The sequence below is a fragment of the Mizugakiibacter sp. genome, assembly GCF_039680435.1.
Classification (GTDB): domain Bacteria; phylum Pseudomonadota; class Gammaproteobacteria; order Xanthomonadales; family Rhodanobacteraceae; genus Mizugakiibacter.
In genome coordinates this window covers 35,502-55,922 of the sequence record NZ_JBDKSX010000025.1, presented here as the reverse complement: position 1 = coordinate 55,922, position 20,421 = coordinate 35,502, and the positions used below count along the sequence as shown (strand labels likewise).

The following is a 20,421-nucleotide window of genomic DNA, read 5'->3' as shown; positions in this document are numbered from 1 at the left end:
CTTCAGCGCCAGCCGCGCTCGTGCAGATAGCGCGCGCAGTCGGCCAGGCTTTGCAGCCGCGGGTAGTCGCGCTCGGGGATGTCGATGCCGGTCGCCTTGGCGAGCCCGGCCACGAAGTGCATGAAGTCCATGGAGTCGAAGTCGAACTGGTCGCGGAACGGCGCATCGGGGGCGATGCGCTCGCCAGCCAGGTCGGGCGCGACCGCGAGCAGCGCGGTCCTCGCCACTTCGATGGCGTCGCGCGCGCTCACAGCGCCTCCGGCGTTTTCAGCAGCGCCTCGACGCGGGCGAGGAACTTCGCCGCGCTGCGCCCGTCGCTGACGCGGTGATCGCCGCCGACGGTGATCGTCATGGTGGGCCGGACCACCAGCCCGCCGTCGCTCACCCACGGACGCGGCACAATCTGGCCGCAGCCGACGATGGCGACCTGCGGCGGGTAGATCACCGGCAGGATGGCGTCGGCGGTGTGCTCGCCGAGGTTGGACACGGTGACGGTCGGGTCGGCCAGCTCCGAGCTGCGCAGGCGCCCGCCGCGCACGCGCAGCACCAGGTCGTCGAGCTTCGCCATCAGCGTGTCGAGATCGAGGCGGTCGACGTCGTGGATCGCGGGCGCGATCAGGCCGCCGCCGCGCATGGCGATGGCGACGCCCATGTGCACCGCGGCGGACGGCGTGAAGACGTCCGCCTCGTAGTGGCCGTTGAGTTCCGGCGCCGACGCCATCGCGCGCGCCACCGCCTTGAGCAGCGGCACCAGGTACAGCAGTCGCCCAGGCGGCGCGCGCGTCGCGTTGGTGCGCTCCAGCCACGCGAGCAGCGGCGCGAGGTCGAGCGTCGAGCTGACGAAGTAGTGCGGTATCTCGCGGTGCGAGCGCGCCATCGCAGCGGCGATCGCCCTGCGCATGGCGGCGAGGTCGAGCCCGCGTTCGCCGGCTGCTCGCGCCGCGGGTGCGCCCGCCGGCGCGAGGGCGGCGCGTGCGGCCTCGACCTCGGCCAGGCCGATGGTGCCGTCCGCGCCGGGTTGCAGCGTCGCGACGTCGATGCCGCGCTCCTCGGCGAGACGGCGTGCGAGCGGAGATATCGGTACGCGCCGCTGGCCGGACAGTACGACCGGTTCCGGCTCCGGCTCCGCCGCTGCGCCGGGGCGGGGCGGCGGCGCGGCGGCGATGGCGCGTGCCGGCGCTTCCGCGGTTGCGTGGACGGGTGCTGCCGCGGCGGCCCCGGCCTCGCCGTCAATCAACGCGAGCACCTCGCCGACCGGAACGCGCGCGCCGGTCTCGACGCGGATTTCGCGCAGCACGCCCGGCTGGAACGACTCGATTTCGATGGCACCTTTCTGCGTCTCCACCACGGCGACCGCGTCGCCGCGCGCGATGCGCTCGCCCGGCCGCTTCAGCCACTCGACCAGCGTGCCGGCCTCCATGTCGGCGCCGAGCGCGGGCATGCGGAACTCGATCATCGGCGCACCAGGCCGCGCGCCGCGGCGACGATGCCATCGACCTGCGGCGTGGCGGCCTCCTCGAGATGGCGCGGGTAGGGGATCGGCACCTCGGCGCTGCACACGCGCCGCACCGGCGCGTCGAGGTCGAAGAACGCCTCCTCGGCGATCCGTGCGGCGATTTCGCCGGCGAGGCTGCCGCTGCGCCAGCCTTCGTCGACGATCAGCGCGCGATGCGTCCTGCGCACCGAGGCGAGGATCGTTTCCTCGTCCAGCGGCCGCAGCGTGCGCAGGTCGATCACCTCGCAGCCGATGCGCTCGCCGGCCAGCGCGTCCGCCGCGGCCAGCGCCTTCTTCAGGCTGCCGCCGTAGGTGATCAGGCTGAGGTCGTCGCCGGCGCGGCGCACCGCCGCGCGGTCGATGTCGACGGCCAGCTCGCCTTCGCCTGGTACTTCGCCCTCGTCGTTGTACAGCGTGGCGTGCTCGAAGATCACCACCGGATTCGGTTCCTGCAGCGCCGTCCACAGCATGCCGCGCGCATCGGCGACGGTGGCCGGCGCCACGGCGCGGATCCCCGGCACGTGCGCGTACCAGCATTCCAGGCTGTGCGAATGCTGCGCGGCGAGCTGGCGCCCGGCGCCTGTGGCCATGCGGATCACCACCGGCACGGCGATTTGCCCGCCGGACATGTGCCGCACGGTGGCCGCGTTGTTGACGATCTGGTCCAGCGCCAGCAGGCTGAAGTTGACCGTCATCACCTCGACGATCGGGCGCATGCCGCCGATCGCCGCGCCGATGCCGGCGCCGACGAAGCCGGACTCGCTGAGCGGCGTGTCGCGGATGCGTTCCTCGCCGAATTCCGCCAGCAGCCCGCTGGAGCACGCATAGGAGCCGCCGTAGCGGCCGACGTCCTCGCCCATCAGGAACACGCGCGGATCGCGCAGCAGGGCCTCGCGCAGCGCTTCGCGCACCGCCTCGCGATAGGTGATGCGGCGTGTCGCGCTCATGACGCGGGCGCCCCCGGCGCGGCGGGGCGGGGCGCATAGACGTCGCGCAGCAGGTCCTCGACCGGCTCCAGCGGCGACGCCTCGGCGAAGGCGACCGCGTCCGCGATCGTCTGCGCCACTTCCGTTTCGATGGCGTCGATGTCGGCCCGATGCAGCGTGTTCGTGTCGAGCACCCATTGCGTGAAGCGCACCACCGGGCCGCGCTGCTTCCATGCCTCCACTTCGGCCTTGTCGCGGTACAGGTCGGGATCGAACATCGAGTGCGCGCGGAACCGGTAGGTGTGGTTTTCCAGGAAACGCGGGCCGTCGCCTGCGCGCACCGCTTCCGCGGCGCGGCGGGCAGCGACCTCGACGTCGACCACGTTCATGCCGTCGACCTCTTCGGCGACGATGCCGTAGGCCTCGGCGTGGCGGCGGATGTCCGGCACCGATTCCGAGCGCTCGATCGCGGTGCCCATCGCGTAACGGTTGTTCTCGCAGACGAACAGCACCGGCAGCTTCCACAGCGCCGCCAGGTTCAGCGATTCGTGGAACTCGCCCTCGGCGGCGGCGCCTTCGCCGAAGATGCAGCAGGTCACGCGCGCGAGCCCGCGCAGCTTGTCGGCCAGCGCCAGCCCGACCGCCAGCGGCAGGCCGCCGCCGACAATGGCATTGCCGCCGTAGAAGCGTCTGGACACGTCGAACAGGTGCATCGAGCCGCCGCGGCCGCGGCTGCAGCCGGTGGCCTTGCCGAACATTTCGGCCATCACGGCGGTCGGCGGAATGCCGCGGATCAGCGCGTGGCCGTGCTCGCGGTAGGTGGCGACGATGGCGTCGTCGGGCGTCAGCGCCTGCATCACCCCGACCGCGTTCGCCTCCTCGCCGATGTAGAGGTGCAGGAAGCCGCGGATCTTCTGCGCGCCGTACAGCTCGATGCAGGCTTCCTCGAAGCGCCGCACCAGGATCATCTGCCGCAGCAGCTCGCGCGCGTGTTCGCGCGTCACCCGCACCTTGTGCGGCTCGGGCGCGGTCACGCGCTTTCCTCCAGCGTGGACAGGTCGCCTTCGGGCAGGCCGAGTTCGCGCGCCTTCAGCAGGCGGCGCATGATCTTGCCGGAGCGCGTGCGGGGCAGGGACGGGCGGAAGTCGATCGCGCGCGGCGCCACCGCCGGGCCCAGCCGTTTGCGCGCATGTGCCAGCAGCTCGCTGCGCAGCGCTTCGCTGGGCTCGAATCCGGGATTCAGCGCGACGAACGCCTTGACCGTTTCCAGCGCCACCGCGTCGGGCACGCCGATCACCCCGGCCTCGGCGACTGCCGGGTGCTCCATCAGCACGCTCTCGACCTCGAACGGCCCGATCAGGTGGCCGGCCGACTTGATCACGTCGTCCGCGCGGCCGACGAACCAGTAGTAACCGTCGGCATCGCGGCGGGCTAGGTCGCCGCTGAGATACCAGCCGTCGACGAAGCACTTGGCGTAACGCGCGTCTTCCTTGAGGTAGCCGCGGAACATCGCCGGCCAGCCGGGGCGCAGCGCCAGTTCGCCCTGCGTGTCCGGCGCGTCGACCGGTTCGACGCCGCGCTCGGTGCGACGCACGACCGCGGCCTCGATGCCCGGCAGCGGGCGGCCCATGGAACCGGGCTTGATGTCCATCGCCGCGTAGTTGGCGATCATGATGCCGCCGGTCTCGGTCTGCCACCAGTTGTCGTGGATCGGCAGTCCGAGCGTGCGTTCGCCCCACAGCACCGCTTCCGGATTGAGCGGCTCGCCGACGCTGGCGATGAAGCGCAGCGCGGAGAGGTCGTGGCGCGCGGGCAGGTCGGTGCCTGCCCTCATCAGCATGCGGATCGCGGTCGGCGCGGTGTACCACACGCTCACGCGCTGCTCTTCGAGGATGCGGTACCAGCGTTCGGCGTCGAACTCTTCCTCGTCCACGATCAGCGTGCAGCCGATCGACAGCGGCCCGACGATGCCGTAGGAGGTGCCGGTCACCCAGCCCGGATCGGCGGTGCACCAGAACAGGTCGTCCTCGTGCAGGTCGAGCGCATAGCGCGCGGTGATGCGGTGCGCGACCACCGCCTCGTGCACGTGCATCGCGCCCTTCGGCCGCCCGGTGGTGCCGCTGGTGAAGTGCAGGGTGGCGAGGTCGCCGGCGGCGGTGCGCGCCGTTTCGTACCGGTCAGGTGCCGCGTCGAGCAACGTCTTCCAGTCGAGGCCGCCTTCGCCGCCGTCGACCAGGATCACCGTGCGCAGGTACGGCAGTTGATCGCGGATCGGCGCCACCTTGCGTCGGTACAGTTGCGCGGTCGTCACCAGTACGGCCGGTTCGGCGATCGCCATGCGCGCGCGGATCGGCTCCGGACCGAACACCGAGAACAGCGGGCACAGCACCGCGCCGCGCTTCCAGGTACCCAACGCGGCCACGTACAGTTCGGGGACGCGGCCGAGCAGGGTGAACACGCGTTCGCCGCGGCCGACGCCGAGCGTTTCCAGCGCATGCGCAAAACGGCTGCCGAGCGTGGCGAGCTCCGCATAGCGGATGTCGCGCACCCGCCAGTCGCGCGCGATCAGGCGCAACGCGACGCGATCGCCGCGACCTTCCGCGACGTGCCGGTCGACCGCCTCGTGGGCGATGTTGATGCCGCCGCCGGGCAGGCCGGCCAGCTCCGCGCGCGCCGCATCCCAGCGGAACGCATGGCAGGCCTCGGCGTAATTCGCCAGGTTCGGCGCGCCTTCATCGCCCACGGGGCGTTTGTGGATGATCGACCTTCCCATCGCGACGCCCGCCAGCCTTGCACGCGCCCAGCCTCGCCGATGGCCCGGCGGGCGTGTTGACGCCGATCAACGGCCGGCAGCGGTCGCGCGCAGGCGTGCATGCCGCCCAGAGCATGCAAAAATACGCATCTCCCCAACCAACGGTGATTGCCCCATGGCGGTACCGCACGACGCCTATCGTCGCTTCCAGGAAGAACTTGCCGTTCTCGATCGCACGGCGGCAGCGGCGACCGGCGAGGATCGACTCACCAGGGCCAAGGCCGACTTCCTCGCGCTCCGTAAGCGCTACGGCCTGTCTGTCGCCGACGTGGTCGGGTTCTTCCCGGAGAACGAAGGCATCGAATACCTCCAGCAACTGATCGCCGAGGCATCGGCTCAGCCGGCAAAGAAGCGCCGGAAATCGCAGTCGTGAGCGCACGGCCCGACACCCTGGGCCTCGCGGTCGTAGCGCTCCCGGAAGGCGCGGGCCTGCGCCACCAGCAGGCCCCACCAGCCGACCTCGCCGACGCGGAAGGCGAAGCCCTCCGGCGACCAGATCGCGTCGCGGTCGATGCGCCAGCCGTCCCATGCCGGCGCCAGCGCGCCCAGGTCGCCGAGGCGCTGGAGCCGCAGCAGGCGCACCACGGCCCACGGCACGCGCTGACGTCCCCGGTCCCAGCGGCGCACCGTATCCGGGCTGACGCCGAGGAACGCCGCCGCCGTGCGCCGGCTCAGCAGGCAGGACAGCCGCAGTTCGCGGAAGCCTTCCGCGCTGACCAGCCACGCACGCCGGCGCCGACGCTTCCGGGAGGGGGTGGGCATTCCGCCGCCTGTGGGCGCAGCAACAGCCGACGCCTCAGGCGCTTGGCCATCCTTCGTTTCGCATAATGCATATTATGTCAAATATAATACGGCGCCTGCGGTGAGCGCAGTAGTCAAGCTTCAGAAGTTCGTGACCAAACGCAGATGTTCGCGCCACCTATTGATTTCTTTGGACTTCTTGTCCGAGCGATCGGCTATGCATGTCCCCCTGCATCCGGCGGGTTGCCGCGTGGGAACCAGTCCTGGAGAAAAACCTCCTGATCCCGCGTCTCAATGGCCCCAGGTCGCACGAGACGAACCTGCTGAATGGCCTCGTCCGCACTCGACGCACTCCCCGTGTCCAAAAGGAACAGGCATGCAACCGTGCCGGCCCGGCCGAGACCGCCTTTGCAGTGAACGACGATGCGTTGGCCCCTCTGCAGGCGTTCCATCCATTGGGGAGCCAGCATGGACCAACGGCTGAGGAACCTGTCGTCGGGCGCGTGCCCATCGGTGATGGGGAGACCGTGCCATGCCAGGCCGTGGGCCTGGGCTCGTTCTGGCAAATCCAGAATGCCGAGCTCCTCGAATTCGTGCGGCTCGAGGAGCGTGATGAGGTCGTTCGCTCCCCATTGGCGGATGGCCTCGAGATCAGCGCACATATCCGCGTGCCGCCGATCCGAAGAAGTCACCCGGCTGATCCGCTTCCGTTGGCTGCGAGCGGTGAGCTCCTGTCCAACCCGTACCCCCGATAACACCGACTAATCGCCCTACCCTTATCCATCACACGGATCGGGGGTTGCTCTACAGCTCAGGGAACTACCGGTGATTGATGGCCGCACATGGGCTTCGGCCAAGCATGAGCGGGCACGGCGACTGCTACGACAACGCCTGTGCGGAGAGCTTCTTCTCGACCTTGAAGAACGAGCTCACCCACGGCCAGGTCTTCGCCACACGCGAAGCGGCCGGGATGGCCATCCTCAGCTACATCGAGGGCTTCTACAACCGCAAGCGGCTGCATCAAACACTCGCCTACCGAACGCCGGCCAGCGTCGATGACGAGGCCATGAGTGCTTAACTAATGTGTCCGAGAAAGCCGGGCCACCTCAGGCGTATGATCTCAGATTGGAGTGAGGTATGGGACCCAGAAGGAACAGGGGGGGTTCAGATGGCGAAACGTTCGACGGGGGGCGGCCTGTGGCTGGTCGTCGGGGTACTGGTGCTAGTCGCCATGGTGCCCAAGGAGGTCTGGATTGGGCTTGGAGTGATCGGCGGGATTGCCCTTGTCGCTTACTTGGCTATCAGGCATGTGGGCCAGAAGGCGAGTGCTCACAAGGCTTCCCCAAGTGGCGACGCCCACCGGCCCGAACCCACCCTAGCCGAGCTGATCGCTGCGGACCAGTCTCAACGCTCTGCCCACAGGCCTGCGCAGCAACTCAAGGGTATCCCCTCGCCTCAATCGGCGCGCCAGGCTCCGTCGCGGCCGGCGATGCCCAGCCATGCGCCGTCGTCGATTCCCATGAGGACTGCCCCTGGTCGGACGGACTTTCCCGCCGAGGCAGACAAGTTCTATTCCCCGTCAGCCGCGTCCGAAAGTCTCGTCGCCTCGCACGCCATTCCGAAGGCGCCTGGCGGCTTCGGCGATGGGCGCTGGGTACCCCCTGGAGAAAGCATCGAAGTCGCCGGCGTGAGCTTGCCGGGCGGCATGTTTTATGTCGGCGGGAGGCTGAAGGCACTCACTGGTGGCACCGACCCATGCCTGATCAGTGGCCAATACCCCGTGGCGCGTGTGGGCAACTACCGCGCACGTCAGATGGGGTATTGGCCCAGCTATGCCGAAGCTTCCCCAGAGGAACGACGCGCATATCTGAACTGGTTGTCGGAAGGCCGCTCGAACCCCGACTGCGACATCGGATACGTGTTCTTGTTCTTCTACGGACTCGAACGTCGAGTCATCGTGGACTCGCGCGACGACCCCGCCGCGCGAAATGACTGGCCAGCCATAGTCGTCGAGCTCCGGCGACTACTTGCGATCTATGGCGAGAAATCCGGATCGTTCAACCGCTACGCCGGCGAACTTCTGAGTTGCATCGAGCTGGACGGAAAGTCTAGTCAGCTTTACAAGCAGCCCGTCCCGGATTTCCCGAGAACTTATGAGCTGCCACCGTATCTTCGACTGGCTCTCGGCCAGACCGCCGTCGACCGCGCCCCGCTTCCCGCGCATCTCGCGTTGGCGTGGATCCGTTCGAGCCCGCAATGCTACCTGCGCACCGCCGCCTCTCGTTGCCCCAACGAGTTCGAGCGCCTGTTCGCTCAGCGCTATCACGAAATCCTCGGGCCTGGACTGGTGCTTCCGCAAAACCGCACCAAGCTCAAGTTCGTCTACCAAGCCGCCTCGGCGGGGCTCCGCGGCGCGAATATCACGATGACCTTCGGGGATGTTCCGGATGTCACGGCCTTGACCGCCCCCATCAGGAAACTGATGGAGGTTGCGAATCAGTGCACGGACGAGCTTGGTTCTTATAGTCGCCTCGTCGGAAAGGATCCTGCGGCGGCCGGAGTGTTGGAGGGGCTTTTGCTGTTGCCCGCCACCCTCTGGCCCGCAGCCACCCAAGCAAAGTTGCGAGCATTGACCGCACAGATGCGCGACGGCCGACTGTCGTTGCCGCTGAAGGAACTTCTTGCGGCGCTGGGAGGTGCTAACCAAACGGTCAATCGCGATCGTGCACGGAGCCTGGCACGGGCGCTTGAAGGCGTGGAGATTGGGATGGAGCCGCATGTCCTTGCGGGTGCAAAGGCGCCAGGCGAGCAGGACACGGTCGTGTTGTTCGCTCAACAACTCGTGGATTCGGACGTGGGATCGCGTGCCGAGTATCAAACGGCTGCATTGACGCTGCAGTTGGCCTCGGCCGTAGCCCAAGCCGACGGAGTCTTCCATGATCGAGAGGTCGCACATCTGCGGGCGGAGATCGAAGGATGGACGCACCTTACCCTCGCGGAGCGCCGCAGACTGCACGCACATCTCCAATGGTTGACCGCATCGCCCATGAACCTGGCGGCACTGAAGAAGAAGTTGGAGCTCTTGCCCAACGCGGCGCGCGAGACGCTCGCTGCCTTTATGGCGACGCTGGCCCAGGCCGACGGCTTCGTTTCGCCCGATGAAGTGAAGTTCCTGGAAAAGGTCTATAGAGCTCTCGGCGTAGAGCCGAAGAGCGTCTTCAGCGCAATCCACGCCGCTGCTTCCGGTGGCACGCCTGTGTCCACTTCTCAGGCCGAGAGGCAGGGCTTCCGCCTGGATGCCGAACGTATCGCGGCATTGCAGGAAGACACGGTACGAGTCTCGGCGCTGCTGTCGGAGATCTTTGCCGAGGAGGCCGACAGCACGCCCGCGCCTGCGGTAGCCGCTCCGGAACCGGAACTTGAAGACGGAGCCAATGCGCTGTTGGGCTTGGACGAGGACCATGCCGCTCTGCTGCGCTTGCTGCTGTCGCGGCCCGAGTGGACGCGTGCCGAACTCGTGGACGCTGCCGCTGACTTGGACCTGATGCTCGACGGCGCGATGGAACAGATCAACGAGGCAGCTTTCGACGCGTTCGACGAGCCACTGTTCGAAGGCGAGGATCCGGTTTCAGTGAACACCAAACTGCTTGAGAAGATCGAAGCATGAATGCTCCCATTCGCCCCAAGGATCGCGACGCCGTTCTCCAATCTCTGCGCGCCGGCGTCGTGCCCCGCGCGGGCCAACACCTGATCCAGGTCGGCCGAGGGCGGGAGATCGAAGCGTTAGTCGCGGACATCGACCGCGTTGCTGACGGTGGCTCATCGTTCCGCTTCGTCATCGGCGAGTATGGTGCAGGCAAGACCTTTTTTCTCAACCTGATTCGCGCTATCGGTATGGAGCGCAAGCTCGTCGTGGCCAACGCCGACCTCAATCCCGATCGACGCCTGCACGCGTCTGGCGGGCAGGCACGGTCGCTGTACGCCGAGCTCATGCGCAACTTGGCCACGCGAACTAAATCAGAGGGTGGCGCCTTGTCCGGCGTGGTCGAGAAGTTCATCGCCACGGCCAAGTCCGAAGCGAAAGCACAGAACCTGTCCACCGATCAGGTCATTCGGTCGAAGCTGGAACAGTTGACCGAACTCGTTAACGGTTACGACTTTGCCGATGTCATCGCGACCTACTGCCGTGGTGTCGAGGAAGGAAACGAACAGCGGAAGTCAGACGCCGTCCGGTGGTTGCGAGGCGAGTTCGCAACTCGAACCGACGCACGCGCGGCACTGGGCGTACGCACGATCGTCGATGATGCATCGATCTACGATCAGCTGAAACTCATGGCCAGGTTCGTGCGCTTGGCCGGTTACGCGGGACTGTTCGTGTGTCTGGATGAGATGGTCAACCTTTACAAGCTTTCCAACTCGCAAGCACGCAGCTCTAACTACGAACAGATCCTGCGCATGCTGAACGACTCCCTGCAGGGAACAGCCATGGGTCTCGGGTTCGTACTTGGCGGCACGCCGGAGTTCCTGATGGATACGCGTCGCGGGATTTACAGCTATTCGGCACTCCAAAGTCGGCTTGCCCAGAACGCTTTCGCGACCAACGAGCTTGTCGACTTCTCGGGCCCTGTGCTGCGCCTTTCAAGCTTGACGGTGGAAGACTTCTACCTGCTTCTGGGGAAGATCCGCCACGTATACGCTGCCGGTGACCCCACCCGGTACCTGCTTCCCGATCCGGCGATCGCAAGCTTCATGGAGCATTGCGCCAATCGTATCGGCGACAGCTTCTTCCGTACGCCGCGTACCACGATCACTTCCTTCATCAACCTCTTGGCCATCCTGGAACAGAACCCCGGCACCGACTGGAAAAGCCTGATCGGCGAGCTCCGGGTGGAAGCTGATGAGGGCGGTAAGAGTGATCTGGCCGTGGATCCGGAAGACGAGTTGGCTTCCTTCAGACTCTGATGGCAGCTTCCCAGGCCTTCCTACAACTAGATCCACGGATCCAGCACTACCTGTGGGCCGAGGGGTGGGGTGAACTGCGCGATGTGCAGGAACAGGCCATTCCACTGATCCTGCCAGGCAACCAAGATGTGATCGTCGCTGCCAGCACGGCCTCGGGGAAAACCGAGGCCGCTTTCCTTCCCGCCTTGACCCATCTGCTCAAGCAGCCAGACGAGGGATTGATTGTTTACATCAGCCCGCTGAAAGCGCTAATCAACGATCAGTTTGGACGCTTGGATCGCCTCTGCGAGAACCTGGACGTGCCTGTCTGGCCATGGCACGGAGATATCACGTCAACTGCCAAGCGGAAATTCGTGCAGAAGCCGACAGGCGTGCTCTTGATCACGCCGGAGTCCTTGGAGGCCACGTTGTGCAACCGCGGCGGCAGCATTGCCGCCCTGTTCAAGCAGGTGACCTTCTTCATCATCGATGAACTTCACGCGTTCATCGGCACCGAACGCGGGAAGCAACTGCAGGCGCTGATGCACCGCATCGAAGTCGCACTGGGGCACATGGTGCCTCGCATCGGTCTTTCCGCCACGCTGGGCGACATGGGCTTGGCGGCCCAGTTCCTTCGGCCCGACCGTCCCGTGGCGATGGTCAATGCATCATCGACTGGGGGCCAGTTGCTAATCCTGGTCAAAGGCTTTGAAGAGCCCATGGCCGCGGACGGAACGGGCAACAAGAACGATCCGGAGACGGAGCGCGCACCACTTGCGATCGCCCAGCACATGTTCAAAGCCTTGCGCGGCTCCAACAACCTCGTCTTCCCGAACAGCCGCCGGGAGGTTGAGCGCTATACCCATCTTTTGAACGGGCTTTGTGAGCAGGCACGAGTCCCCAACGAGTTCTGGCCACATCACGGCAATCTGTCAAAGGAGATCCGCTACGAGACGGAGGCGGCGCTAAAACAGCGTGAGCGTGCGGCAACCGCCATTTGCACCAGCACGTTGGAGCTGGGCATCGATATCGGTGCGGTCAAGAGCGTGGCGCAGATCGGCACGCCGCCGTCCGTTGCAAGCCTTCGGCAACGACTCGGTCGTTCCGGTCGACGCGACGGCGAACCTGCCATCCTGCGCGGCTACGTCATCGAGGACGCCTTGGACGAGAAGAGCGATTTGGAAACTCGGCTTCGATTGGACACGGTGCAGACGTCAGCCGTCATCTCGCTCTTGCTGGAGAACTGGTTCGAACCGCCTGCTGTCCACGGGACGCACTACTCCACGCTTGTGCAGCAACTCCTGTCTTCCATCGCCCAGTATGGCGGCCTCCAGGCAACTCAGGCGTTCCGTCTTCTCTGCGGCCCAGCCGGTCCGTTCCAGCGAGTGTCCAAGGACGCCTTTGCCGAACTGCTGCACACCCTGGGACAGAAGGAGATCCTGACGCAGGATCACTCAGGTTTGCTGCTCCATGGCCCTATTGGCGACAAGATCGTCAATCATTATTCCTTCTACGCCGCATTCTCCAGCGACGAGGAGTTCCGCATCGTTTCCGGTGGCAAGGCACTGGGAACGCTACCAGTATCCCAAATGATGACGCCCGGCCAGCGAATACTCTTTGGAGGACGTACCTGGCTCATTGAAGCCATCGACGAAGAGCACAAGACGATCCATGTCGCGCCCGCCAAGGGCGGCGCTCCCCCGCTATTCAATGGTGGCGGCGGACGCGTGCATACCAACGTTCGGCAGCGAATGCGCAACATATTTGTCGCACAGGACGCACTACCCTTCTTGGACTCCACGGCACAACGCTTCCTGCGAGAAGGCCGTGAGGCATTCGCCACGTTGGCGTTGGCTGATCGTTTGCTGCTGGATCAGGGAAGCCAAGCAATCCTGTTGACTTGGCTGGGCGACGCAGCTAACGAGGCCATCGCCTGCCTACTGATGTCGCGCGGTGTGCAGGCATTCACAGGCCGGTTGGGCGTCGAGATCCATCGTGCTGGCCGTAGCCTCGAAGAGATCGAGAACTTGCTGGCGGACATCGGTTCGGAGCCCGCCGCACCTGTGGACGAGCTGCTCGCAAAGGCAAGTAATCTCGTCCGCCAAAAATGGGACGGACTCCTTTCACCGCACCTGTTGCGGCAGAGCTATGCCAGCTCCAACCTGGATCTTGATGAAGCACTGGACTGGATTCGCTCGACGCTTGAGTCGCGGCCGCATCAAGTCAGTAGCGCCCCCTGAACTCAATTGAAAGGGGCCTTCCCTACCCCCGATAACCGGCCCTTATCGCCCTGCCCCAGCGTCTGCTCTCAGCCGAAAATTGCCTTCGTGGAGGCGTTGGTAAGCGGCAAGGACCTTTCCTCTGGTGCCTTCACTGTTTTTCCGCAGTCATAGACTCCTTGGTGCCATCCAGGAAGCGGTAGCCCACGCCTGACTCGGTCTTGATCCATCGTGGCGCAGCGGAATCATCGTTGAGCTTCAGGCGTAGCTTTCCAATCACGATCCGGAGGTAGTGCGTGTCTTCCACGTGCGTCCCTCCCCAAATTTCACGAAGTAGCTGTTGCTGGGTCACAACCCGACCAATGTGACGTAGCAACATGGCAAGGACTGCATACTCCTTACGCGTCAGCGAGATCGACTTTCCATCCAAACTAACTTCCCGCCGCGCCAGGTCTATGGTCAGATGACCATCGTCGTAGCGAGGCTGATCTTCTCCGGCGACCGAGGCACGGTTACGCAAGAGCGCTCGCAACCGCGCCGTCAGTTCCTGGATGCCGAACGGCTTGGTCATGTAGTCGTTGGCTCCGCTATCGAGTGCGCGCACCTTCTCACTCTCCTCCTGGCGCACGGACAACATCAAGATCGGCGCCTTGCTCCATTGGCGCAGCTCGCTGAGAACCTCATGGCCCTCTCGGTCGGGCAGACCGATATCGAGTATGACCACATCCGGCGGGCGCATTTGCGCTAGAGCGAGACCCTCGGCCGCCGTGCCGGCCTGCATGACCTGATAGCCCTCGGCGCGCAGACCGATATCGAGGAAACGGCGAATCTGCACTTCGTCATCGATGATCAGTACACGGGGCGCATTCATGGGGCCGTATCCGGAGGCGCCGGGAGGGGCAATGTGACGCGGATGGTGGTGCCGGTTCGTGGACCGGGCAAGGCCTCCACACTGCCGCCGTGAGCACCGATCATTCCCCGGCAGATCGCAAGCCCCAGGCCGGTACTCGGCGGTGCGCGGTCGCCGCGTGCTACCGAATAGAACATGTCGAAGACGCGGGTCCGCTCCTCGTCGGGAATGCCAGGTCCTTGGTCGGTCACATCGATCACCAAGCGGTCCTCGGCCGTGTGTGCATAAACGCGTACGGGCGCTGCAGGAGGCGAAAAGCGGGCCGCGTTTTCCAGGATGTTGAAGAGTGCCTGTTCGACCAAAGCCGGGTGAACGAACAGCAGTACGGTGTCTTGCGGTACGGACACCTCGACGCGCTGTTCGGGTGACAACTTGCGCAGGCGTGCGACCGCGGCCGCAATGATTTCTGCCGCATCCACCCAATCGCGATTTAGCTTCAGCGTGCCGTGGCCCAGGCGGGTCATATCCAGCAGGTTCTGAATGTATCGATCCAGCCGCTGGCCTTCGCCGAGGATCGCCTCGAGCAGTTCCCGCCTTTCGTCACGCGCGAGCTTGTCCTCGTAGTTGGCCAGCGTACCGGCAGCGCCGATCATCGAGGCAAGGGGCGAGCGCAGGTCGTGCGACACCGAGGAAAGCAGCGCGCTTCGTAGCCGCTCGGTTTCACCGATCACGCGCGCGCTTTGCAGTTCGTCGGCCAGGCGCGCGCGCTCGAGCGCGAAGCCGATGTCCTGCGCCATGGCGAATGCCAGGCCTCGGCGATCCGGATCAGGCTCGACAGCTTCCGCCCCAAACCGCACGGCAGCGACGCCGACGCGGTTGTCCTCGCTGCCCAATGGAAGCGTCCAGCAGCTTGCCGCGTTGATGGTATCCGTGAAGCGACCTGCCGGTTCGGCATGTTGCTCACTCCACTCGGCCGCACCGAGGTCCTGCTGCGACAACGTCATGCCTGAGGGCATGGAAGCTGCGACCCGGAGCTGCATGTCCGCGTCACGCGCAAGAATGGCCACCTGCGAACCAAGCGCCTGTGCCATCGCCTCAGCGCCAACCTGCCGTACCGCCTGCGCATCAGTGCTCGCCGCGAGCTTCTGGCCAAGGGCCAGCATGGCTCGCGAGCGTACCTGAGCGGCACGCAGGGATTGCACCTGGCTTGCCAGTCGTGTGGCAAGTCGGCTGCAGACCAACGCCGCCACCAGGAATAGGGTCACCGCGAGCAGATCGTCCGCGTTGGCGATCATCAGCGTGTAGCGCGGAGGTGCAAAGAAGAAGTTGTAGCCCAGAAAGCACAGCGCGGCCGTGTAAATGGCCACCAGCATGCGTGCGCGGACGGCCACTACGAGCACGGCTGTCAGGAAGATCAATGAAAGATTGGCCGCCGAAAGAAAGCGGTCGCCGATGAAGGCAAGCGCGAAGGCCACCAGCGTAGCCACCGTCGCGAAGAGGTACTCGCGCGGGGCACCGGGCGCATGGGCCAGCCGGCGCCGGGCGCGAGCCCGCTCCACCGGTGTCGCGATGATCGTCAATTCCAGATGTGCGCCGCGTCGCAGCAGCTGTTGCGTCAAGGAGCGTCCCAGCATACGTGCGAGAAGGCGCTCTCGTGTCCTTCCGAGGATGATCTGGCCGACTCCCTCATGCTCGGCGTGCGCAAGCAGCTCGTCGACCACGGAATGACCGCGCAGGATTACCGTCTCACCGCCGAGACGCCGCGCCATCCGCATCGCGGCCTCGATGCGCTCGCGTCGCACGGCGTCCGTCGGATCTCCCGTATCCACGTAAACGACGCTCCAGGGCGCCCCCCTCCGCTCGGCGATGCGACGCGCCACGCGCACCAGGTACTCGCTCTGCGCATGCCCGTCGATCGCGGCCAGAACGCGCCGGCGTACCGGCATGGCGCCACCGCGCGCCAGCATGTGTTCGCGCAGGTCGCTTTCCACATGGCTGGCGACCATGTCCACGGCCAGCTCGCGCAGCGCGGCGAGGTTGGTCGGCGAGAAGAACGCATCCAGCGCCGCGGCCGCGGTTTCGGGTACGTAGACCTTGCCCTGCTTGAGTCGGGCGATCAGCTCGCGCGGCGGCAGGTCCACCAGCATGATGTCGCGCGCGCGATCGAGGAGGCTGTCCGGTACCGTCTCGCGTACGGTCACGCCGGTGATGCGCCGCACCTGGTCGTTGAGGCTTTCCAGGTGCTGCACGTTGAGCGTCGTGTAGACCTCGATGCCTGCGTCCAGAAGCTCGGCCACATCCTGCCAGCGCCGCTCATGGCGACCGCCGGGAAGATTGGTGTGCGCTAGTTCGTCGATCAGCAGTATGTCGGGCTTGCGCTCCAGCGCCGCGTCCAGATCGAATTCGGAAAAGTCCCGGTCGCGGTAACGCACGGCCCGCCGCGTCAGCACCTCCATGCCCTCCAGCAGCGCCGCGGTCTCCGCGCGGCCGTGCGTTTCGGCGATGCCGATCACGACGTCCACGCCCTGGCGCTTTAGCTCGCGAGCCGCCGAAAGCATGGCGTAGGTCTTGCCTACGCCGGGCGCGGCGCCGAGAAACACCTTGAGTCGGCGCTGCTGCTCTTCCTGCACGGTGTTGAGCAGGGCGTCAGCGCGCGCCTGGCGGGTGTCGTTCATGCCGCTACGTTAGCGCTTCTGCAGGGCGTCGAGCGCAAGATTGAGTTCCAGCACGTTGACCCTGGGCTCGCCCAGCACGCCCAGTTGGCGCCCCGAGGTGTGTGTCGCCACCAGCGCCTTTACCGTCGCTTGAGGCAGACCGCGCACCCGTGCCACACGAGCGACCTGGTACTGCGCCGCCGCGGGGCTGATGTGCGGGTCCAGACCGCTCCCTGAAGCGGTCACCAGGTCGACCGGCACAGGCGCGGTATTGCCGGGGTCGGCGGCACGAAGCGCCTCGATGCGTTGCTTGACCGCCGCAGTGAGCGCGGGGTTGGTCGGCCCTTGGTTGGAGCCCCCGGAGGCCGCCCCGTTGTAGGGCATCGGCGAGGTTGCCGACGGCCGGCCCCAGAAGTACCGGGGGTCGGTGAAGGATTGGCCGATCAGGCGGGAGCCCACCGCTTTGTCGTGCTCCATCACGAGGCTGCCATTGGCCTGCGCGGGAAATAGCCCCTGCGCCACACCCGTCACGAGCAGTGGATAGACCACACCGGTCACGATGGTCAGCAAGAGGAGCATCACCAGGGATTGTCGAAGCAGCTTGGCCATGAGAGGTCTCCGATCAGAACGCGCCCTGCAGCATCACGAACGCCCGGGTGCCACCGACGTTGCGCACGTCACTGGCGTTCGTGAAGCTGACAGTGTGGTCGTAGAAGCGCTCGTTGTTGGCGTAAGTGAGGCCAAGGCTCGCCGACCAGTGGCCGGCGAACTGATACTTCAGGGTGGCCCCGACGTCGGCGTAATCCGGATTGCGCGCGCCCTCGCCATTGGGGCTGACTAAGACGGTTGCGTAATCGGTGTGGCCGGCATGCAGCGCCAGGCTCCAGGCGTCATCGAGCGGGAAGCTTGCATCGAGCTGCAGGTAGCGGGTGCCCTTGGAATCGCGCCGGTAACCCTGCTCTACATCGGCACCGAAGTAGTCGGTGAGCGCGTAGTTGTATTTCAGCGTGAACTGCTTCCAGATGAGCGCGACGTTGGCCTCGCCGGTATTCAGCGAACGCGAGGGGAGTCCCGCCTCGTCCAGGTTGGCGCCAGGGTAAACGTAGCTGTAGAGGCCGGCTCGCCAGGACCAATCGTGGCCGAGCGCGGTGCCGTAGCTGGCGTAGAGGTCCAGCTCCACGGAGCCGCCCGGATAGCTGTTGCCGCTGATCGAAGACGCCCAGATACCCGCGGCGAGGCCGTTGGCGAGCGCGAGGTCGGCGCCGCCCTGGATGGCCGGCTGGCCCCAGGTCTGGGTCAAGCCTCGAAACATGTAGTCGGACGTCAGCGCGGCATTGCCGGTCACGGTGGCGGACGGCGCGTCGTCGGCGTGAACTGGCGCGACGAGAGCCAGCGCGACGGCCGCGCCCGGCAGGACGATCGAAAGGATCTTCATAGAGGATCTCCAGCGAGACTCTGGCTCGCGGATGAGAGATGAGGGCGATCTCAGATGCCGGCGTAGCCGCCGAGCACGTAGTCGTCGGCGGCGGATTCCTGCGCAGCAGGTGCGACAGGCCCCGCCTTACGCGTGTCTTGCCGGCGGACAGGCAGTGCGATCACGACTTCGCGAGTCGAGTCGTTCGCCGAAAATCGCAGTTCCAGATCGGGATGTTCTGCGTCGGGCAAGGAGACAGAAAGCTTGGGAACTTGCATGGTCATGACTTCAGATCAGGCCAGGCCGAGCAACACCAGCAGCATGTCGATCAGCTTGATGCCGAGGAACGGCACGACGACGCCACCCAGGCCGTAGACCAGCAGGTTGCGCCGCAGCAGCGCGCCGGCACCCAAGGCACGGTAGGCAACGCCCTTCAGGGCGAGCGGAATGAGGACCACGATGATCAGTGCGTTGAAGATCACCGCTGACAGGATCGCGCTGCGCGCCGTGGCCAGGTGCATCACGTTGAGCGCGTTCAACGCCGGATAGGTGCCGGCGAATGCGGCCGGGATGATCGCGAAGTACTTGGCGATGTCGTTGGCGATCGAGAACGTCGTCAGTGCGCCGCGGGTGATCAGCATCTGCTTGCCGATCTCCACAACCTCGATCAGCTTGGTCGGGTTGGAATCCAGGTCGACCATGTTGCCGGCTTCCTTGGCCGCCTGCGTGCCGCTGTTCATCGCCACTGCCACGTCCGCCTGAGCCAGCGCCGGCGCGTCATTGGTGCCGTCGCCGCACATCGCGACCAGGCGGTTCTCGGCCTGGATGTCGCGGATCAGCTTGAGCTTGGTCTCCGGCGTGGCCTCTGCGAGGAAATCGTCCACGCCGGCCTCGGCAGCGATCGCCGCGGCAGTGAGTGGGTTGTCGCCGGTGATCATGATGGTCTTGATGCCCATCGCGCGCATCTCGGCGAAACGCTCCTTGATGCCGCCCTTGATCACGTCCTTCAGTTCGATGACACCCAGCGGCGTGTGGCCATCGACCACCATCAGCGGAGTCGCGCCGCGCCGGGCGATGTCTTCGGCGGTGTGCTTCAAGGCCGCAGGAAGATGCCCGCCACAGGCATCCAGGTAACGCTCGATGGCATCCACCGCACCCTTGCGGATGCGCTTATCGCCCAGGTCCACGCCGCTCATGCGGGTCTGCGCCGAGAACGGGAGGAACTGGGCGTGCAGTTGCTCCAGGTCGTGCTCGCGCAGGCCGAAGCGTTCCTTGGCCAACACCACGATGCTGCGGCCTTCCGGTGTCTCGTCCGCCAGCGAGGCGAGCTGCGCGGCTTCGGCGAGCGCGCGCTCGTCCACGCCGGGCGCCGGATGGAACGCATCCGCCTGGCGGTTGCCGAGCGTGATGGTGCCGGTCTTATCGAGCAGCAGCACATCCACGTCACCCGCGGCTTCGACTGCCCGGCCGGACGTCGCGATCACGTTGGCACGGATCATCCGGTCCATGCCGGCGATGCCTATCGCCGACAGCAGCGCGCCGATGGTGGTGGGAATCAGGCAGACCAGCAGGGCGGTCAGCACGGTGAGCGTGATCGGCTGGCCGCTGCCCGTCGCCTGCACGCTGTAGATCGAGTACGGCAGCAGCGTGGCGCAGGCCAGCAGGAAGATCAGCGTGAACTTCGCCAGCATGATCGTCAGCGCGATTTCGTTGGGGGTCTTGCGCCTCGCAGCGCCTTCCACCATGGCGATCATGCGGTCCAGGAAGCTTTCGCCCGGATTGCGGGTGATGCGCACGACCAGCCAGTCGGAGAGCACGCGCGTGCCGCCGGTCACCGCGCTGCGGTCGCCCCCCGACTCTCGGATGACCGGGGCGGACTCCCCCGTGATCGCGCTCTCGTCCACGCTGGCCGCGCCCTCGATGACCTCGCCATCGCCCGGGATGATGTCTCCCGCGTCGACCAGCACGTGCTGACCGGTACGAAGTTCGCTGGACGGGACGTAGGTGATGAATGCATCGCGCTCGGGTGCCGCCAGTTTCTTGGCCACCACATCCTTTCTCGTACTGCGTAGCGCCGCCGCCTGTGCCTTGCCCCGCCCTTCGGCGATGGCCTCGGCGAAGTTGGCGAACAGCAGCGTGAACCAGAGCCACAGGGTCACGGCGAAGATGAAGCCAGTGGGCGCCTCGCCGTGGCCGGCGAGCGCCTGGATCCAGAGCAGCGTGGTGAGCACGCTGCACACGTACACCACGAACATCACCGGATTGCGGAACTGCCGGCGTGGGGCCATCTTGCGGAACGCGTCCGATGCCGCCGCGAGCAGCAGGGGGCGGTCGAAACCGCGCGCGGCATGGGAATGGGTCGTCATGGA

18 protein-coding genes are annotated in these 20,421 nt (G+C 65.9%); 5 read left to right on the top strand and 13 right to left on the bottom strand.

Annotated elements, in window-relative coordinates:
• Positions 1 to 2: 2 nt before the first annotated feature.
• From ABFC67_RS02595 to acsA, 5 genes are read right to left on the bottom strand one after another with little or no spacing between them, the layout of a single operon-like run.
• On the bottom strand, positions 3 to 251 hold the full coding sequence (locus ABFC67_RS02595; protein WP_346736477.1) for an acyl carrier protein: 249 nt from the start codon (positions 249 to 251) through the stop codon (positions 3 to 5).
• On the bottom strand, positions 248 to 1,456 hold the full coding sequence (locus ABFC67_RS02590) for a dihydrolipoamide acetyltransferase family protein (protein ID WP_346736476.1): 1,209 nt from the start codon (positions 1,454 to 1,456) through the stop codon (positions 248 to 250). The genes ABFC67_RS02595 and ABFC67_RS02590 overlap by 4 nt, the downstream gene beginning before the upstream one ends.
• Positions 1,453 to 2,442: an alpha-ketoacid dehydrogenase subunit beta gene (locus tag ABFC67_RS02585; RefSeq protein WP_346736475.1), complete on the bottom strand. Its 990-nt coding sequence runs from the start codon at positions 2,440 to 2,442 to the stop codon at positions 1,453 to 1,455. The genes ABFC67_RS02590 and ABFC67_RS02585 overlap by 4 nt, the downstream gene beginning before the upstream one ends.
• Complete coding sequence (pdhA, locus tag ABFC67_RS02580) at positions 2,439 to 3,455, bottom strand: pyruvate dehydrogenase (acetyl-transferring) E1 component subunit alpha (protein WP_346736474.1); 1,017 nt, start codon at positions 3,453 to 3,455, stop codon at positions 2,439 to 2,441. Before pdhA ends, ABFC67_RS02585 begins: the two co-directional genes overlap by 4 nt.
• Positions 3,452 to 5,164, bottom strand: coding sequence for an acetate--CoA ligase (acsA, locus tag ABFC67_RS02575; RefSeq protein ID WP_346736473.1), 1,713 nt, complete (start codon positions 5,162 to 5,164; stop codon positions 3,452 to 3,454). The genes pdhA and acsA overlap by 4 nt, the downstream gene beginning before the upstream one ends.
• 184 nt (positions 5,165 to 5,348) lie before the next feature.
• Here acsA and ABFC67_RS02570 point away from each other — a divergent pair, with 184 nt between their 5' ends.
• Positions 5,349 to 5,606 carry a 2-hydroxyacyl-CoA dehydratase gene (locus tag ABFC67_RS02570; protein WP_346736472.1) on the top strand — a complete coding sequence of 86 codons (258 nt, stop codon included), beginning with the start codon at positions 5,349 to 5,351 and terminating at the stop codon, positions 5,604 to 5,606.
• On the opposite strand, the gene ABFC67_RS02565 is transcribed toward ABFC67_RS02570, so the two are convergent.
• The gene (locus tag ABFC67_RS02565) at positions 5,570 to 5,995 is read right to left on the bottom strand and encodes a VC1465 family Xer recombination activation factor (RefSeq protein ID WP_346736471.1); all 426 of its coding nucleotides are present in this window, start codon (positions 5,993 to 5,995) and stop codon (positions 5,570 to 5,572) included. The two genes, ABFC67_RS02570 and ABFC67_RS02565, sit on opposite strands and share 37 nt — an antisense overlap.
• A gap of 194 nt (positions 5,996 to 6,189) precedes the next feature.
• On the bottom strand, positions 6,190 to 6,666 hold the full coding sequence (locus tag ABFC67_RS02560; protein WP_346736470.1) for a cyclin-dependent kinase inhibitor 3 family protein: 477 nt from the start codon (positions 6,664 to 6,666) through the stop codon (positions 6,190 to 6,192).
• A 140-nt stretch (positions 6,667 to 6,806) separates the two neighbouring features.
• Between ABFC67_RS02560 and ABFC67_RS02555 the strand changes: the two genes are divergently transcribed.
• From ABFC67_RS02555 to ABFC67_RS02540, 4 genes are all read left to right on the top strand, one after another.
• Positions 6,807 to 7,052, top strand: a complete 246-nt coding sequence (locus ABFC67_RS02555) for an integrase core domain-containing protein (protein ID WP_346736469.1) — start codon at positions 6,807 to 6,809, stop codon at positions 7,050 to 7,052.
• A gap of 90 nt (positions 7,053 to 7,142) precedes the next feature.
• Positions 7,143 to 9,641 carry a TerB N-terminal domain-containing protein gene (locus tag ABFC67_RS02550; RefSeq protein ID WP_346736468.1) on the top strand — a complete coding sequence of 833 codons (2,499 nt, stop codon included), beginning with the start codon at positions 7,143 to 7,145 and terminating at the stop codon, positions 9,639 to 9,641.
• Entirely contained in the window at positions 9,638 to 10,936 is a 1,299-nt protein-coding gene (locus tag ABFC67_RS02545; protein WP_346736467.1) for an ATP-binding protein, read from the top strand. Before ABFC67_RS02550 ends, ABFC67_RS02545 begins: the two co-directional genes overlap by 4 nt.
• Positions 10,936 to 13,155, top strand: a complete 2,220-nt coding sequence (locus tag ABFC67_RS02540) for a DEAD/DEAH box helicase (RefSeq protein WP_346736466.1) — start codon at positions 10,936 to 10,938, stop codon at positions 13,153 to 13,155. Before ABFC67_RS02545 ends, ABFC67_RS02540 begins: the two co-directional genes overlap by 1 nt.
• A gap of 130 nt (positions 13,156 to 13,285) precedes the next feature.
• On the opposite strand, the gene ABFC67_RS02535 is transcribed toward ABFC67_RS02540, so the two are convergent.
• From ABFC67_RS02535 to kdpB, 6 genes are read right to left on the bottom strand one after another with little or no spacing between them, the layout of a single operon-like run.
• Positions 13,286 to 14,005 carry a response regulator transcription factor gene (locus ABFC67_RS02535; protein ID WP_346736465.1) on the bottom strand — a complete coding sequence of 240 codons (720 nt, stop codon included), beginning with the start codon at positions 14,003 to 14,005 and terminating at the stop codon, positions 13,286 to 13,288.
• Positions 14,002 to 16,659 (bottom strand): sensor histidine kinase KdpD, encoded by a 2,658-nt coding sequence (locus ABFC67_RS02530; protein ID WP_346736464.1) that lies wholly within the window; start codon positions 16,657 to 16,659, stop codon positions 14,002 to 14,004. Before ABFC67_RS02530 ends, ABFC67_RS02535 begins: the two co-directional genes overlap by 4 nt.
• A gap of 9 nt (positions 16,660 to 16,668) precedes the next feature.
• Complete coding sequence (gene kdpC, locus ABFC67_RS02525; RefSeq protein WP_346736463.1) at positions 16,669 to 17,247, bottom strand: potassium-transporting ATPase subunit KdpC; 579 nt, start codon at positions 17,245 to 17,247, stop codon at positions 16,669 to 16,671.
• Between the two features lie 13 nt (positions 17,248 to 17,260).
• Positions 17,261 to 18,073, bottom strand: a complete 813-nt coding sequence (locus ABFC67_RS02520; protein ID WP_346736462.1) for a TorF family putative porin — start codon at positions 18,071 to 18,073, stop codon at positions 17,261 to 17,263.
• Positions 18,074 to 18,123: 50 nt separating this feature from the next.
• On the bottom strand, positions 18,124 to 18,336 hold the full coding sequence (locus tag ABFC67_RS02515; protein ID WP_346736461.1) for a hypothetical protein: 213 nt from the start codon (positions 18,334 to 18,336) through the stop codon (positions 18,124 to 18,126).
• Between the two features lie 9 nt (positions 18,337 to 18,345).
• Entirely contained in the window at positions 18,346 to 20,418 is a 2,073-nt protein-coding gene (gene kdpB / locus ABFC67_RS02510) for a potassium-transporting ATPase subunit KdpB (protein WP_346736460.1), read from the bottom strand.
• Between the last annotated feature and the right edge of the window lie 3 nt (positions 20,419 to 20,421).

Bases quoted from the DNA above. Each gene is read 5' to 3' on its own strand.
- ABFC67_RS02590 (WP_346736476.1), bottom strand. From the start codon at position 1,456: ATGATCGAGTTCCGCATGCCCGCGCTCGGCGCCGACATGGAGGCCGGC.
- ABFC67_RS02540 (WP_346736466.1), top strand. From the start codon at position 10,936: ATGGCAGCTTCCCAGGCCTTCCTACAACTAGATCCACGGATCCAGCAC.
- ABFC67_RS02570 (WP_346736472.1), top strand. From the start codon at position 5,349: ATGGCGGTACCGCACGACGCCTATCGTCGCTTCCAGGAAGAACTTGCC.
- ABFC67_RS02550 (WP_346736468.1), top strand. From the start codon at position 7,143: ATGGCGAAACGTTCGACGGGGGGCGGCCTGTGGCTGGTCGTCGGGGTA.
- ABFC67_RS02555 (WP_346736469.1), top strand. From the start codon at position 6,807: ATGGCCGCACATGGGCTTCGGCCAAGCATGAGCGGGCACGGCGACTGC.
- kdpB (WP_346736460.1), bottom strand. From the start codon at position 20,418: ATGACGACCCATTCCCATGCCGCGCGCGGTTTCGACCGCCCCCTGCTG.
- ABFC67_RS02515 (WP_346736461.1), bottom strand. From the start codon at position 18,336: ATGACCATGCAAGTTCCCAAGCTTTCTGTCTCCTTGCCCGACGCAGAA.
- ABFC67_RS02535 (WP_346736465.1), bottom strand. From the start codon at position 14,005: ATGAATGCGCCCCGTGTACTGATCATCGATGACGAAGTGCAGATTCGC.
- ABFC67_RS02565 (WP_346736471.1), bottom strand. From the start codon at position 5,995: ATGCCCACCCCCTCCCGGAAGCGTCGGCGCCGGCGTGCGTGGCTGGTC.
- ABFC67_RS02520 (WP_346736462.1), bottom strand. From the start codon at position 18,073: ATGAAGATCCTTTCGATCGTCCTGCCGGGCGCGGCCGTCGCGCTGGCT.
- ABFC67_RS02585 (WP_346736475.1), bottom strand. From the start codon at position 2,442: ATGAGCGCGACACGCCGCATCACCTATCGCGAGGCGGTGCGCGAAGCG.
- ABFC67_RS02530 (WP_346736464.1), bottom strand. From the start codon at position 16,659: ATGAACGACACCCGCCAGGCGCGCGCTGACGCCCTGCTCAACACCGTG.
- kdpC (WP_346736463.1), bottom strand. From the start codon at position 17,247: ATGGCCAAGCTGCTTCGACAATCCCTGGTGATGCTCCTCTTGCTGACC.
- ABFC67_RS02545 (WP_346736467.1), top strand. From the start codon at position 9,638: ATGAATGCTCCCATTCGCCCCAAGGATCGCGACGCCGTTCTCCAATCT.